Origin of the sequence: Streptomyces sp. NPDC093225 (assembly GCF_044753805.1) — a bacterium.
Lineage (GTDB): Bacteria > Actinomycetota > Actinomycetes > Streptomycetales > Streptomycetaceae > Streptomyces.
Genome location: NZ_JBIVNX010000004.1, coordinates 150,912 through 165,874, shown reverse-complemented (window position 1 = coordinate 165,874; position 14,963 = coordinate 150,912). Strand labels below are relative to the sequence as shown.

The 14,963-nt window shown below is 72.9% G+C and carries 10 protein-coding genes; 2 read left to right on the top strand and 8 right to left on the bottom strand.

Annotated features, from left to right (window positions below; all coding sequences use genetic code 11):
* Positions 1-45: 45 nt before the first annotated feature.
* From ACIQCH_RS06425 to ACIQCH_RS06400, 6 genes are all read right to left on the bottom strand, one after another.
* A complete protein-coding gene (locus ACIQCH_RS06425; RefSeq protein ID WP_402578536.1) occupies positions 46-1,296 on the bottom strand; it encodes a TIGR02679 family protein in 1,251 nt (416 codons plus the stop codon).
* A complete protein-coding gene (locus ACIQCH_RS06420; protein ID WP_402578534.1) occupies positions 1,287-5,405 on the bottom strand; it encodes a TIGR02680 family protein in 4,119 nt (1,372 codons plus the stop codon). Before ACIQCH_RS06420 ends, ACIQCH_RS06425 begins: the two co-directional genes overlap by 10 nt.
* Entirely contained in the window at positions 5,402-6,637 is a 1,236-nt protein-coding gene (locus tag ACIQCH_RS06415; protein ID WP_402578532.1) for a TIGR02678 family protein, read from the bottom strand. Before ACIQCH_RS06415 ends, ACIQCH_RS06420 begins: the two co-directional genes overlap by 4 nt.
* The gene (locus ACIQCH_RS06410; protein ID WP_402578530.1) at positions 6,634-8,196 is read right to left on the bottom strand and encodes a TIGR02677 family protein; all 1,563 of its coding nucleotides are present in this window, start codon (positions 8,194-8,196) and stop codon (positions 6,634-6,636) included. Before ACIQCH_RS06410 ends, ACIQCH_RS06415 begins: the two co-directional genes overlap by 4 nt.
* A 268-nt stretch (positions 8,197-8,464) precedes the next feature.
* Positions 8,465-9,817: a class I SAM-dependent RNA methyltransferase gene (locus tag ACIQCH_RS06405; RefSeq protein WP_402578528.1), complete on the bottom strand. Its 1,353-nt coding sequence runs from the start codon at positions 9,815-9,817 to the stop codon at positions 8,465-8,467.
* Between the two features lie 101 nt (positions 9,818-9,918).
* Positions 9,919-11,967: an APC family permease gene (locus ACIQCH_RS06400; RefSeq protein WP_402578526.1), complete on the bottom strand. Its 2,049-nt coding sequence runs from the start codon at positions 11,965-11,967 to the stop codon at positions 9,919-9,921.
* 244 nt (positions 11,968-12,211) lie between these two features.
* Between ACIQCH_RS06400 and ACIQCH_RS06395 the strand changes: the two genes are divergently transcribed.
* Positions 12,212-12,880, top strand: a complete 669-nt coding sequence (locus ACIQCH_RS06395; RefSeq protein ID WP_402578524.1) for a potassium channel family protein — start codon at positions 12,212-12,214, stop codon at positions 12,878-12,880.
* Complete coding sequence (locus tag ACIQCH_RS06390; RefSeq protein WP_402578522.1) at positions 12,877-13,557, top strand: potassium channel family protein; 681 nt, start codon at positions 12,877-12,879, stop codon at positions 13,555-13,557. The genes ACIQCH_RS06395 and ACIQCH_RS06390 overlap by 4 nt, the downstream gene beginning before the upstream one ends.
* A 145-nt stretch (positions 13,558-13,702) precedes the next feature.
* On the opposite strand, the gene ACIQCH_RS06385 is transcribed toward ACIQCH_RS06390, so the two are convergent.
* Positions 13,703-14,476, bottom strand: a complete 774-nt coding sequence (locus ACIQCH_RS06385; RefSeq protein WP_402578520.1) for a DUF3159 domain-containing protein — start codon at positions 14,474-14,476, stop codon at positions 13,703-13,705.
* A 3-nt stretch (positions 14,477-14,479) separates the two neighbouring features.
* Positions 14,480-14,890 carry an OB-fold nucleic acid binding domain-containing protein gene (locus ACIQCH_RS06380; RefSeq protein ID WP_078910493.1) on the bottom strand — a complete coding sequence of 137 codons (411 nt, stop codon included), beginning with the start codon at positions 14,888-14,890 and terminating at the stop codon, positions 14,480-14,482.
* Positions 14,891-14,963 lie beyond the last annotated feature (73 nt).

Below are 14,963 nucleotides of genomic sequence, written 5' to 3'. Positions count from 1 at the left end.
GGGCGTCCCACGGGCCGGGCTCACCTGACCAACCGGGGCCGACTGTCATCGCGCCAGGTCGGGCAACAGCTGGTCGAGGACCGTCTCCTCCTCCACCCGGACACCGAGTTCTGCGAGAGCGTCGGACAACTCCGGATCCCAGGGGGCTTCGGCCGGGTGGCCGCTGAGCGGCGGGCCTGCCGGAGCGTTGACCACTGCATCCCGGTACTCGGCAGCCGTGAACCGCCACGGCTGCCAGGAGACGCGGCGCAGCAGAGCGGAGGCGATGCGCAGCCCGCCCCAGTCGAAGTCGCCGTGGTAACGGACGGTTGCGCCGCCCTCGTGAAGATGGTGCAGAAGGGCGAGAGCGGCGGCGGACGGTTGGCCCTGAAGGCAGACGAGCGGCGAACAGTCCTGTCCGAGGGCGTCGGCCGCCGCGGCGAGTACCGCCGGATTCTCGCACACATGAACGACCTCGGCGGCGGCGTCAGGAGGGCGGCGGATGAGCTGTCTCAGGGTCAGGACGGCGGGTTCGCCCGCCTCGGCCATCCAGTCCAGAGCAGGGGTGCCGCGCACGTTCAGCGCGAGGACGGTCGAGGACAGCTCGTCGCGCAACAGCCCGGCCGACGCCCAGGCGTCGCGTCGCCATGGGGCCCCGCTGCCGTCGGGGAAGCCTGTCAGGGCGCGAATGCCGGACAGGGTGACGGTGGCCAGAGGTGTGCCGTCGTCCAGTGCATGGGAGCTGTCCAGCAAGCGGGCCGCGAAGGCAGGCAGGGAGACCGGCGGGTCGGCGGGCAGGGCCCGCAGGACGGTCGCCGCTCGGAGGAGCAGAGTCCCGGCGTCTGCCGGGGTCCCCGCCAGGCGCCGCACCAGGCCGTCCCCCCGGAGGCGGACGGCCCATGCCGCCAGGGCCGGGCGTTCCTCAGCCAGCTCCTCGATCGGGGCGAACGCCTCCTGCCAGGCGTCCCTTTCGGCCCTGCGGGCGGGTCCGAGCAGGGTGACCGGCCCGGTGAGCGCGGTGACCGCCGCGGCGAGCCCGTCCGGGCTGATGCCCGACCGGCGCAGCACCGCGTCCACGGCTTCCAGCCGCAACGTCAGGGAGCGGCCCTCTCCGGGGCAACGGCCGAGCAGCCGTTCGGCCGCGCGCCGCTGGTCCGGGGTGGGCCGGCTCAGGGTGACAGCGCCGATGAGAGGCTGTTCGGCCGCCAGACGCCGGCGCGTCCGCTCCACGAGCCAGGCGAGCTCGGGGACCCCGAGCAGCCGGCCCAGTCGTTCCGCGTCGACCGGCCCCGGTCCGGTGCCGGCCGTCAGCTCCACAAGGGCTCCGGGCTGCCTGGCACGGTCTCCTCTGCTGCTGCGGCGTCCCGGTCCGGGTCCTCGCCGCGTATCCGCCGCATGCCGTCCCACTCCCATCGCGTGACCAGTACGGCCGCCACGTCGTCGATCCGGGACAGCTGGGCGATGGCGATGCCGGGCACCTGCGGGTAGCAGGCCCACTCCCGTTCGCTGGTCATCACCACGTCCAGGTCGAAGGCATGCAGCAGGCCGAGGCACTTGGCCCGCGAGTCGTCGTCCACGCCGGCGAAGGCCTCGTCCAGGGTGACCAGGCGCGGAGCGTGCGGGCTGCTCGCGCTCGCGTAGTGCGAGGAGGCGGCGGCGAACAGCGGTACGGACACCGCGAGGACGCGTTCACCACCGGAGGCGGGGCCGGTAGCAGGGACCCAGCGGCCCTGCTGGTGCCGTTCGACGCCGAACTCGTGCCAGGTGCGGTAGTCGAGTGCCGCCGTGAGGTGTTCCGTCCAGCTGCCCGAGGTGTCGTCGACCTGCTGGCGGGCGATCTGTGCCTGGAGGAACTCGCCCACTGCCGAACGGTCCTCCACGGTCCAGGCGTCGGCCGACTGGCGCAACCGATCACGGGCCTGGGCCAGTCCGGCGGGGGCCTTGCGGGAGGCCCGCCAGACCAGCCGGAGTTTCATGCCGGTGGAGGTGGGCCGGTCCTCCAGCTCGGCGTTCATGTCCCGGACCTGCCGTTCGGCCGCACCGATGAGTTCCTGGAGGGTGCCCGCCACCTCGGTGACCAGATGGGTCTCCAAGATCTCGCGTTCGTGGGCGGACAGGATGCGGATGAGCTCACCGACCTCGGCTGCGAGCGCCACCGCGAGTTCGGGTACGGCCCTCTCCCGCCCTTGGTACACGATGTCGACGACCATGCCGTCCTCCACCATGCGGGCGGAAGCGGTGTGGCCGTGCCGGGAGAGGGCGTCCTGGAGGATCTTGAGCTCCTCGCCCAGCCGGCGCTGTACCCGTTCCCAGGCGCCGTCGGAGTCGTCGGTGGCCGTCAGGCCCGACTCGATGGCCCGGGCGAGGGCGACGGCGGGGGTCGCGGCCCAAGGCCCGTCCTCCGCGGCCGGAACCGGCAGATCGGGCAGGGCGACCGTGATGAGGCCGGTGGCAGTGAACCGCTGGAGTCCGGCGACGGCCTCCGCCCGGGTCGCTGCGGCGTCGGTCAGCCCCTTCTCCAGCTGCTCGATGCGGCCCTCGGCCTTGCCGGCCTCCCGGTCGGCCGCCGCATGCCGCTGTCGGGTGGCCTTCTGGTCCATCAGACAGCGCCGCACGGCTTCGGCGGTCTCGGTGAGCCGGCGCTGGAGTTCGGCCACGGCCGCGCCGACGGTCGCGCGGAGCGTCCGGTGCCGCTCGTCCGCGGCGGCCGCCTCCCGCCAGGCGCCGTCGGCGCGGCGAGCGAGTTCGGTGGCGCGCTCCCCGGCCCGTGACGCCTCGGACTGTTCGTCCGCCACCTGGCGGGCGGCCTCGGCCCGTTCCCGCAGTGCGGGCCACAGCGCGGCCAGGGCCACGGCGAGGGCACCGTGTGCGGCGCGTACCGCGGACAAGCCGGCCCGGTCGGCGGGCAAGCCCAGATCGGCAGCGGCGGCGGTGAGTTCCGCGGCGGCCAGCTCGGCCCGCTCCGCAGCCCCGGCGAGTTCCGCGGCCCTCTCCTCGCGCCGGAGCCGCGTCGCGCGTACCGCCTCGGCCGCAGCCGTGATCCGGGCGTGGGCGCGCACGAGCGGGCCTTCATCGGGCAGGCAGGCAAGTTCCGCGTCAAGGGTCAGTCGGCGCGCGGCCACGGCCTCGGCCTGCTTCCCGGCCTCCTCCGATTCCTGCTGGAGCACTCCGAGTTCGGCCCGCAAGGCGGTCACCCGGGCTCGCCGAGCGGCTTCCCGCGCGCCTTCGCCGACGTACTCGGCAGCCGGCTTGGTCCAGCGTCCCGTCAGCACGCCCACGCGGAACCGTCCGTCGGCCGCCACCCAGGTGCCGGATCCGCTCCGCTCCCCCAGCCCGACGGCGGCGAGCAGCCGGGCCACGGTGTCCTCGCCCACCGCGGCGGCCTGGGCGTCGCCTGCGTCCACGGCCGGGCGCAGCGACGCTCCGAGCCCGGAATCGGGCGCCGGACCGGTCTCGGGCAACAGGAGTACGTCGTGTCCGTCCGCAGCGAGCGCGGTGCCGTCGGGTAGCACCCAGGCGTCCAGAAGCCCCGAGGCCTCCAGAGCGGCCTCCAGCCCGGCACGGTCCACCTCCGGCAGCTCGTCGCGGAAGTCCACCAGCCGCCACAGCGGCGCGCCGGTAAGGTGCTCCCGATGGCCCGGTGCCCGCGTGTGCGGAGGCCGTGGCGCACGGCGGCCACCCGCCTCCAGCGTGCTGAGCTCCCCACCGATCTCACCCGTACGGGCCATCAGGTCGGCCAGCCGGCGAGCCGCTTCGGCCGCGAGTCCGGCCAGCCGCGCGGAGGCCTCGCCGTGTGCCCGGGTGGCATGGCCGCGGGCCGGGTAGGGCCCGTGGCCGTGCCGGGTCCACTCCTGGAGTTCGTCGAGCAGGCCCGCGAGGTCGGGGCAGGGCAGCTCGGTCCAGGCGCGGGCCTGCTCCCGTACGTCGTCCAGCAGGGCCTGCCCGGCTGCGGCGGCGGCTCCTTCAGCGCGGCCGTGCCCCTCGGTGGCCCGGTCGAGGTCGGTGTCCGCCTCGTCCAGGCGGACGGCCACCTGGCGCCGTTGCTCGGCCGCGCGCTCGGAGCTCGCGGCGAGGTCCTCCGTGTGGGTGAGGGCACGACGGCCCCGCTCCATGGCTTCCTCGGCTGTCCGCCGGAGGTCCGTCTCAGGGAGCGGCCCGTCGCCGGGGAGGTCGATCCGGGCCGTGTCCGCCGCCTCGCGCACCGCGCGGAGGGTGTCCTCGGCGAGCAACCCGGCGGCACGCAGCCGGTTCTGCGCGGCACCGAGGCGGCCCGTCGCCCGGGCGCGGTGGCTTTCGGCCTGCTCCTGGTCGTCCCGGGCCCGGTCCCGGGCTTCGGCGGTCCGTTCCGCCGCGTGCGCCGCCTGCTCAAGCTCCCGCGCGCTGCGCATCTCCGGGCCCTCGCGCAGGGCCTCGTCCTGGGCCCGCAGCCGGGCCTGGGCCTCCTCCAGCGCGCCGAGGTGTTCTTCAGCGGCCGCGCGTTCGTCCTCGGCCCGGACCCGCTGGGCCTGGGCGTCGGCAAGGTCCCGCTGGAGGTGCTCGTAGCGGGAGTGCTCGGCGCGCGGGAGACGGGCACGGCGCCGTGTGGCGATGCGCGCGTACCGGCGGTAGTGGTCCAGGAAACCTGAGGCCGCCCGCTCGGCGGCGGAGGCGGCCGCCAGCTCCTCCTTCTCCTCGTCCAGGGAGCGGAAGGCCTCGGCCACATCGGCGATGACGGCCTGGTCCACGGGCGGCAGGGCCTCGGTCAGCGCCCGGGAGAGGGCCGCCTCGTTGGGGCGCTTGGACAGCTGCGGCTGGCGCAGCTGGATCAGCAGGTCGACCAGGGCAGCGTAGCGCTGCTCCCCCAGCCCGAACAGCGCCTCGTCCACCGCCCTGCGGTAGGTCTTGGCCTGGTCGTACACCATGCCGTGGCCGGCGACGGCCTCGGCGAGCCGGTCCCTGGACAGCGCGGTGCCGGTGGCGTCGAGCAGGCTGAGCGCGCCTTCGGCCGGGATGTCCCGGCCGTGGTCGATGCGCTGGTCGGTGAGCGCGTACCAGTGGCGGGCGATGCCCCGCCCGCTCACGGCCTTCAGACCGCAGAGCAGAGTGCGGAAGGACGGTACCCCGCTGGTCTCGTCGCGCCTGCCGAACTCGATCCAGGTGTAGCCGAGCCGCTCGGAGTGCGGGTGCTCGCCGCCGAGAAGGAGGTTCCACTCCATCCGTTTGCCGGGGTCGCCGTCGGGTTCCACCCGGCGGGAGGTGAGGTCTCCGTCGAGCAGGAACGGCAGGGTCAGGGCCAGCACCTTGGACTTGCCGGTGCCGTTGTTGCCGCGCAGCAGCAGCCTGCCGTCGCGGAAGTGGAACTCCTCCACGTCGTAGTGGAACAGGTCGACGAGGCCGATGCGCAGGGGCTGCCAGCGGGATCGCTCGGGGGCGGGGAGGCGGGTCACGGCTTGCCGGCCTTTCGCTGCGCGGGCATCCGCGCGGTCGTGGGTTCCATGACGACGGCCGGGCCGACCGCGTACCGGGCGAGGGCGGGGAGCGGCGCCACTCCGCAGTCCGTCCGCGAGGCGAGCCCCAGCGCGGTGAGCCGGGCGACGGCCTGCTCGACGAGCTCTGCCTCCATGCCCGGCTCCCGGGCTGACTTGGCCCAGAACGCGCCGTGCTCGTCGGCCAGTTTCCGGACCCGGCCGGCCAACTCGTCCAGGCCGAGCGGGCCGTCCTCGGCGGCCAGGTACTCGGCGAGCAGCAGCGTCACATGACCGTACGTGCCCTGCTCGGGCATCCGCAGGTCGGTCAGGTCGTCGTCCGGATCGACCATCGCGATGCCCTCGGCCCGCACCTCGGGTACGAGTCCGGTCAGTTCGGTGATGCGGGCGGTGAGGAAGCCGCGCTGCCGGGTGAGGTAGGCGAGTTCGGCGTCGTCGAGTTCGGTGTAGTAGAGCACCGGGTCGTCGAGCAGCCGTCGGGTCAGCATGCGCCGCAGCGCCCGGAACCGCAGTTCGTCGCTGTCCAGCGCGGTCTCCGCGACGAGTTCGGCGAGCCGGTCCTCCAGGGATTCCGCGGTGACCGTGGAGGGGCCTCGGCGGGCGGCGAGCAACCCGGCCAGCACCCGCCGCTCCACGTCGTACAGGACATCGCCCGCCCCGCTCACGTACGCCTCCTCGTCACCGGCGACCCGCCGCAGCACGCCGAGGCCGAGCAGGAGCCGTACGACGGCGGCCAGGTCGAGGCGCTCGTCGCGCCGGTCGAGGGTGAACTCGATGCCCGCGGCGATCAGGTGGGGGTCGGCGGCGTCGAGGACGACCTGGTCGGCGAGGCGGCCGAGCGCGATCTGGGCCTCGCCGCGTTCGAGGGCGGCGAGGGCGAGGCAGAACAGCACGTACCGGCGCCGGGTGAAGGGGGCCGCCGCCCGGCTCGCCTCGCGCGCGGGGTGCGTGGGGTCGGTGAGGACACCGGGGATCTTGCGCAGCCGGGCGGAGTCCGCATCCGTCTGCAGCGCCCACCCGGTGTTCCGGTCGAACCATTCACGTAGTTCGGAGGCGTGCCGGCGGACGAGACGGAAATCGTCCGCGTCACGGCCGCGTGCCAGCAGGAGCGGCTGTTTCAGCAGGGCGCGCGCCGCCTTGCGCAGCTCGGCGGCGTGCTGCCCGTCGAGCACCTCGGCGAGCTGGTTGCTCATGGCTCCCCCTCCCCGCCCGTCAGGTCGATGATCTCGATGAGATGGTCGGGTCCGCGGAACGCCCCACCGGGTGTGCGGACCTCGGCTGTGGTCCGGTCGGCCAGGGCGCTGAGCCGGATCTCCATGGAGCCGTCATTGCTCGTGGCCACGGTATGGCGCATGCCCGGCCGCCAGGTGGCCAGCGCGTCGCCGAGCAGGTGAAGGAACAGGCCGAACGCGACCGGATCGAGTTCGCCGAGCCCGGAGAGGCGGGTGATCCCGTCGGTGACGAGCCGGGCGCGCGCGGCCGCGATCTCGGCCCGCTGCTTGGCGGCCACCTCGGCGAGCTGCCGTCGCCGGTCCGCCCGGTCCTCGACCTTGCGCGGCTTGCCGCGCCGCTCGTAGCTGCCGGTGCGCCGCAGCTGGGGACTGATCCGGAGCGGCTCGGCCTCGGACCACGGCGTGCCGGCAGGAACCGGCCGCGCGGCCCGCGCGGCAAGGGTGTCCGCGTCGACGGTGAGGTGACGTGCGGGATACAGGCCGAACGCCGTCCGCCACAACCGGTGCCGGGCATCGTCGTCGGGCGCCTCGGCGAACCAGCGGGCCAGCGTACGGAAGTCCGCGGACCGGTCGGAGCGCCCGGCGCGGCGTTCGCTCAGCGACCGTACGACGGCCAGCAGCTGCGGGATCGCCCCGAGCGCCCGCCCGCGCAGCAGCCGGGCCTGCGATTCACGGCCGTCCCGGCTGATGAACCAGGCAGCCAGCCCGGCCCACCGCGCCGCCCACCGCTCCAGGGCGTCCCGCTGGGCCTGCGCCGACTCCTCCGGGGCGGCGTCGGCGGCCTCCCGCGCGGCGGCGGCCCGCAACAGCCCTTCGATCAGGCCGCCCTCCTCCAGCTCCAGGATCAGTCGGGCGATCCGCCCGCCCAGCGTGATCAGGTCCTGGATGAACCGCTCCAGATACTGGATCAGCCGGTCCTTGTAGGCGAGGAAGACCTCCTCCTCCACCTCGTGCAGATCGATGGTGCGCTGCAGGGACCCCATGAAGGCGCGCGCGTTGTCGGCCAGCGCGCCGAACCGGCTCGCCAACGCGTCCAGCGCCAGATGCGCCTTGGCCGGATCGGGCTCGTCCTCAGCGGCGAGCACCAACAGCGCCCGCAACTGCGTGACGATGTCGTGCAGGGCCACGGCCTGGAGCGCACCGCGCCGCCCGAGCACCTCGTCGTACACGCCGAGCGCTTCCTCGGCCGCCTCCCCCGCCTGCGTGAGCTGGTAGATGTACCGCTTCCGGTAGAAGTCCTCGACGGCGGTGACCCGGGCGGTGTCCGGGTCCGCCCGCAGGTTCCCCCACTTCACGAGGGCGTCCAGCGCGCTCGCGGCGGCCTCCACCTCGGCAGGCCTCACCTCAGTGGGCAGCGCGGCGTACACGTCCTCGGGCCGCAGGTGGACGGCGAACCGCTCCTTGGCGGTGACGAAGGCCCGCATCACGTGCCGGTAGAGCACGGCATTCGGCGCGTTGAGGTGGGCGAAGGGACCGTACGCGCCTGGCACGGCTTCCGGTCCGGTGGTGCTGTGGGTCATCGCGGGCCATTCTCGCCCACCTGCCCGACCGGCGGGCAGGGACGACTGCAGCTGGCCGATTCTCATCGCACGTCTCCGCAAGGCGGGCCGGCCCGGCGAGGTCCGCGGCCGCGCCACCCCGGGGCTTCCGAAGCGAGAACGGTCCGAGCCGAGCCGACAGTTCCGACTTGAGCAGTCCGGGCCCCGAAGTCCCGGAGGGTGTCGCTCGCGGGCGTTCTGCAGGGGGAAACACGTCGAGCGAGCGACAGGCCCCCGACGGGCCCGCAGGTCAGTCCTCCTCGCGGACGGGCTCCAGGATCGCCACGCACTCCACGTGGTGCGTCATCGGGAAGAGGTCGAAGGCGCGCAGCGTGCGCGGCTTGTAGCCGGCGTCGCGGAAGTAGGCGAGGTCGCGGGCCAGGGCGGCCGGGTCGCAGGCCACGTAGGCGATGCGGCGGGCGCCGAGGGAGGCGAGGTGGCGGACGGTGGCCTTGCCGGCGCCGGCGCGCGGCGGGTCGAGGACGATCAGGTCGCACTCGGTGATCCGGGTGCGGGGCAGGACCTGCTCGACCTTGCCCTGCTCGATGCGGACCCGCGGGAAGTCGGCGAGGTTGTGGCGGGCGTCCTCGACGGCGCGCTTGCCGGACTCGATGCCGAGGACCGCGCCGGTCTCGCCGAGGCGCTCGGCGAGGGCGCCCGCGAAGATGCCCACGCCGCAGTACAGGTCGAGGGCCATCTCGCCCTTGCGGGGCATCAGGCCCTGCATGACGGCGCGCACGAGGGTGTCGGCGGCCTGCGGGTGGACCTGCCAGAAGCCGCCCATGCCGACGCGGTAGGTGCGGCCGTCGGAGCGCTCGCGCACGAAGGGGCGGCCGTGGACGCGGTGGACGCCGCCGTCCTTCTCCTCGACGCGGAGGACGGAGACGGGCTTGTCGAGCTCGACGAGGGGGAGGCGGCCGCCGGGGCGGGGGGTCAGGACGACCTGGCGGTCCTGCGAGCCGCTGGCGGCGATGGCCTCGACCGTGGCCATGTCCGGCCAGGTGCGCTTCTCGATGCCGAGCTCGGTGACGCCGGGAGCCGCGATCAGGCAGCGGTCGATCACCTCGACCTCGTGCGAGCGGTGCTTGCGCAGGCCCGCGTGGCCGTCGGCGTCCACCGCGTACTGGACGCGGGTGCGCCACTGGGGGACCTCGCCCGCCGGGAGCTTGTCGCCCTCGGCCGGCATCACGGTGCCGTCCCAGCCGGCCTCCTCGGGGGTGAGCCCGGCCAGCCGCTGGAGCTGCTCGGTGAGCACCTCGCCCTTGAGCCGGCGCTGGGCGCCCGGCTTGGCGTGCTGCCAGTCGCAGCCGCCGCACTTGCCGGGGCCGGCGAACGGACAGGGGGCCTCGACCCGGTCCTTGGAGGCGGTGAGGACCTCGGTGGCGTCCGCGCGCAGGAAGCGGGAGTCCTCCTCGCCCTCGGTCACGGTGGCGACCACGCGCTCGCCCGGCAGGGCGTGGCGGACGAACAGGACCCGGCCGTCGGCGGTGCGGGCGATGCAGTGGCCGCCGTGGGCGACCGGCCCGACCTCGACCTCGTACTGCGTCCCGATCAGGGAGGCGCTCTTCTCGTCCCCGGCCTGCGGCTGGTTCTGGTTCTGCATGGTGGGGACGGCTCCAAGTGCTGGGTGGCTTCGAACGCGCGGGACGCGACCCGTCAGTGTACGTCGGGTCGCGTCCCTGGTAGGAACCGAGTGCGGTGGCGCTACTGCTTCCCCGCGGACTCCTTCTTGCGCGTGTCCACCGGTCCGCGCCGCACGGCGCCCGGCGCGTTCCACTCCGCGCGCTTGCGTGCCCGCTTGCGGGCCGCCTCGGAGGAGGCCAGCTGGTACGGCACGGACGTGACCATCACGCCGGGCGTGAAGAGGAGCCGGCCCTTGAGCCGCAGCGCGCTCTGGTTGTGCAGCAGGTGCTCGTACCAGTGCCCGACGACGTACTCCGGGATGTACACGCTGACCGCGTCGCGCGGGTTCTCCGACCGCAGTCCCTTGATGTACTCGATGACCGGTCGGGTCACCTCGCGGTACGGCGAGTCGAGGATCTTCAGCGGTACGTCGATGCCGCGCCGCTCCCACTCGGCCTTGAGGGCCTTGGTCTCGGCCGGGTCGACGCTGACGCTGAGCGCCTCGAGCTGGTTGGCGTGCAGCAGCTTGGCGTACGCCAGGGCCCGCAGGGTGGGCTTGTGCAGCTTGGAGACCAGGACGACGGAGCGCACGCGCGAGGGGCGCACGTACTCGTCGGGGCGCTCCTCCGCGGCGGCGATCTCCTCGGCGACGTTGTCGTAGTGGCGCCGGATGGCGCTCATCGTCACGTAGAAGATCAGCATGCCGAGCAGGGCCACCCAGGCGCCGTGCGTGAACTTGGTGGCCAGGACGACCACCAGCACGAGGCCGGTGAAGAAGGCGCCGAAGGTGTTGATCGCGCGGGAGCGGATCATGTGGCGGCGCTTGGCGGTGTCGCGCTCGCTGCGCAGGTGCCGGTTCCAGTGCCGGACCATGCCGATCTGGCTGAGCGTGAAGGACACGAAGACGCCGACGATGTAGAGCTGGATCAGCCGCGTCGAGTCGGCGTCGTAGATCCACACCAGCAGGGCGGCGGCGCCGGCCAGCAGCACGATGCCGTTCGAGAAGGCGAGCCGGTCGCCGCGGGTGTGCAGCTGGCGCGGCAGGTAGCGGTCCTGGGCGAGGATCGAGCCGAGCAGCGGGAAGCCGTTGTACGCCGTGTTCGCCGCGAGGAACAGCACGAGGGCGGTGGCGGCGGCGAGCAGGATGAAGAAGAAGCTGCCGTTGCCGAAGACGGCCTCGGCGACCTGCGAGATGACCGGGTTCTGCACGTAGGCGGGGCCGACCGGGACGCCGTTGTGGAGCAGGTCCTCGGCGGGCTTCTCGGCCATGCGCACGTCGGTGGCCATGGCGAGGGCGATGATGCCGCAGAACATGGTCACGGCCAGGCCGCCCATGAGGGCGAGCGTCGTGGCGGCGTTCTTCGACTTGGGCTTGCGGAAGGCGGGGACGCCGTTGCTGATGGCCTCGACACCGGTCAGGGCGGCACAGCCGGAGGAGAAGGCGCGCAGCAGCAGGAAGACGAGCGCGAATCCGGCGAGGCCCTCGTGTTCGGCCTTGATCGTGAAGTCGGCCGTCGGGGCCTTCATCGTGTCGCCGAGGACGAGGCCGCGCCACGCGCCCCAGGCGATCATGATGAAGACGCCGGCGACGAACACGTACGTCGGAATCGCGAAGAGGTTTCCGGACTCCTTCACGCCGCGCAGGTTCATCAGCGTCAGCAGCAAAATCATGATCATGGCGCTGAGCACCTTGTGCTCGATCACGAAATCCACCGCCGAGCCGAGGTTCTCGACTCCGGAGGAGATCGAGACGGCGACGGTGAGCACGTAGTCGACGAGCAGGGCGCTGGCGACCGTCAGTCCGGCCTTGGGCCCCAGGTTGGTGTTGGCGACCTCGTAGTCGCCGCCGCCGCTGGGGTACGCGTGGACGTTCTGTCGGTACGAGGCCACGACGGTGAACATCAGCACGACGACCGCGAGGGCGATCCAGGGGCTGTAGTTGTACGCCGACACACCCGCGATCGAAAGTACGAGAAGTACTTCGCCAGGGGCATATGCCACGGACGAGAGGGGGTCGGACGCGAAGACGGGCAGCGCGATGCGCTTCGGCAGGAGCGTTTCGCCGAGGCGGTCGCTGCGCAGCGCCCGGCCGATCAGGATCCGTTTGGGCACGTCGGTCAGTTTGGACACGACAGAGGATGTTAAGGGTTCGAAAAGAGCCCTGGCCAACCAGTGTGCGAACGCCACCCCAAACCCCGCCCCAAATACCCATCGGAGCGGCACAAAGAGTCACACTGGTGACCGCGCGTGTGTAGCTTGGGCCACGGTCTGAGACCCTGTGAAGCCAGAGGATCACCGAGGGACCGACGGACCACCCGGGTCCGGCACCGGTCCCGCACCGGTCCGAAACCTACAGACAGCCGGAAGGACGGCCGTGCACATCGTCATTATGGGCTGCGGCAGAGTGGGCTCCGCCCTCGCGCAGACCCTGGAACAGCAGGGGCACACGGTCGCGGTCATCGACCAGGACCCCACCGCGTTCCGCCGGCTGGGATCGGGCTTCGGCGGCCGTCGCGTGACCGGCGTGGGCTTCGACCAGGACACCCTGCGCGAGGCCGGCATCGAGGAAGCGGGCGCCTTCGCGGCGGTCAGCAGTGGTGACAATTCCAACATCATCGCGGCCCGCGTGGCCCGCGAGATGTTCGGCGTCGAGAACGTCGCGGCCCGCATCTACGACCCCCGGCGCGCCGAGGTCTACCAGCGGCTGGGCATCCCGACCGTGGCCACCGTCCGCTGGACCGCCGACCAGATGCTGCGCCGCCTGCTGCCCTCGGGCGCCGAGCCGCTGTGGCGCGACCCGAGCGGCGGCGTCCAGCTCGCCGAGGTGCACACCTCCGCGGCCTGGATCGGCCACAAGATCAGCACGCTGCAGGAGGAGACGGGCGTCCGGGTCGCCTTCCTCACCCGTCTGGGCGAGGCGATGCTGCCGACCTCGCAGACGGTGCTGCAGGAGGGTGACCTCGTCCACGTGATGATGCGCACGGACGAGATCGAGAAGGTCGAAGCCGCGTTCGCGCAGGGTCCCGAGGAGGCACACGCATGAGGGTCGCGATCGCCGGGGCCGGCGCTGTCGGCCGCTCCATCGCGGGCGAGCTGCTGGAGAACGGGCACGAGGTGCTGCTCGTCGACAAGGCGCCCACCGCCATCTCGGTGGAGCGGGTGCCGCAGGCCGAGTGGCTGCTGGCCGACGCCTGCGAGATCACGTCGCTGGACGAGGCCGCGCTGCAGCGCTGCAACGTGGTCATCGCGGCCACCGGTGACGACAAGGTCAACCTGGTCGTCTCGCTGCTGGCCAAGACCGAGTACGGGGTGCCCCGCGTGGTGGCCCGCGTGAACAACCCCAAGAACGAGTGGCTCTTCAACGAGTCCTGGGGCGTCGACGTCGCCGTCTCCACCCCGCGCCTGATGTCGGCCCTCGTCGAGGAGGCCGTGAGCGTCGGCGACCTGGTCCGCCTGCTGCGCTTCAGCCACGGCGACGCCAACCTGGTCGAGCTGACCCTGCCGCCGGAGTCCCCGATGGCCGGCACCCGCATCAGCGAGATCAACTGGCCGCAGGACACGTCCCTGGTGACGATCATCCGCGGCAACCGGGTGCTCACCCCGCACCCGGAGGAGACCCTGGAGGCGGGCGACGAGCTGCTGTTCGTGGCCGCCCAGGCCCGCGAGACCCAGCTCGAGGAGCTGCTGAACGCGGAGCGCCCCGCGGGCGCCCAGGGCTGAGCCGGGCCCACGGCCCCCGGAACGTACGCCGAGGCCCCCGGAACCGAGTCGGTTCCGGGGGCCTCGGCGTACGTACGGACGGACGTCCGGGGCCGGCAGCGGCACGGTCACCGGGCCACCGGGACCGCGCCCCGCGCCGCCGGGTTCAGACCCTGCGGTGCCGCGCGGCCGCCTGCCCGGCGGCCTTGCGCTCCTCCTCGGCCCGCTCCTCCGCCTCCATCTCGGCGAAGACGTCGATCGGCGGCGGCGCCTTGGCCAGGAACACCCACGTGAAGTAGACCGCCAGCACCATCGGCGGGAGCTTCAGGGCGATCAGCACCCATCCCAGCTGCGCGGTGTCCCCCCACCAGTACAGCGGGAAGATGATCGCGTACTTGGCGAGGAAGATCAGGCCCCAGGCCAGGCTGGCCTTGGTGTACGCGGCCTTGCGCCCGGGGTTCCGGGTCCGCCAGGAGAGGTTCTCGCGGAAGATCGGCCCGAGCACGACGCCGAGCAGCGGGAAGCCCACCAGGGCGGAGAGCGTGAAGGCGACGCCCAGGCCGGCGCCGTAGATCATGCCCGGCAGGTAGAAGTCCTTGGCGTTGCCCGTGAACATCGCGAAGGCCACGCCGACGCCGACGCCGAAGACGCCGCTGAACGCGTGCTTGACGGTGTCCTTGCGGGCCAGCCGCACGACGACCAGCAGGACCGCCACCGCCGAGGCCGCGATCGCGGACATCTTCAGGTCCTTGGTGAACGTGAAGATCCCGACGAAGAGCAGGCCGGGGAGCATGGTCTCCAGCGTGCCGCGGACGCCGCCGAAGGCGTCGAAGAGCGCGGCCTGGGTCACGGCCCGGGAGTCGTGTTCCTCCCCGGCCGCCTGGCCCGCCGCGGGCCCCTGGAGGCCCGCCTCGGGGCCCTTCTTGTCGAGTGACGTCACCGGCTAGTGCTCCTGTCCGAGCGGTCGGAGTTCGTACTTCGGGTTGAACAGCACCCGGCGGCCGTGGCTCATGGCGATCCGCCCGGAGGCGATCAGCTTGCGGCCCGGCTCGATGCCCACGATGGAGCGCCGGCCCAACCAGACCACGTCCAGCGCGGCCGAGCCGTCGAACAGCTCCGCCTCCAGGGCCGGGACACCGGCCCGCGGTCGCAGGGTGACCGTGCGCAAGGTACCAGTCACCTTGACGATCTGGCGGTCGTGGCAGTCACCGATTCGGGTGCACCCCGCGGCCTCCGCGTCCTCCTGGAGCTCCGCGGAGTGCAGCTCCTCCTGCGAGGTGGACAGCCGCTCGATCATCCGGCGGAACCGCCCCGCGGGTTTGGCGGGCTTCTCGGAACGAGGTACAGCACTCATATAGGAAGACTACCGGCGCGGTGGCCGGCACCCGAAGCGCTATCCCGTCACCCGTTCGGCGGGGAGGCCGGAG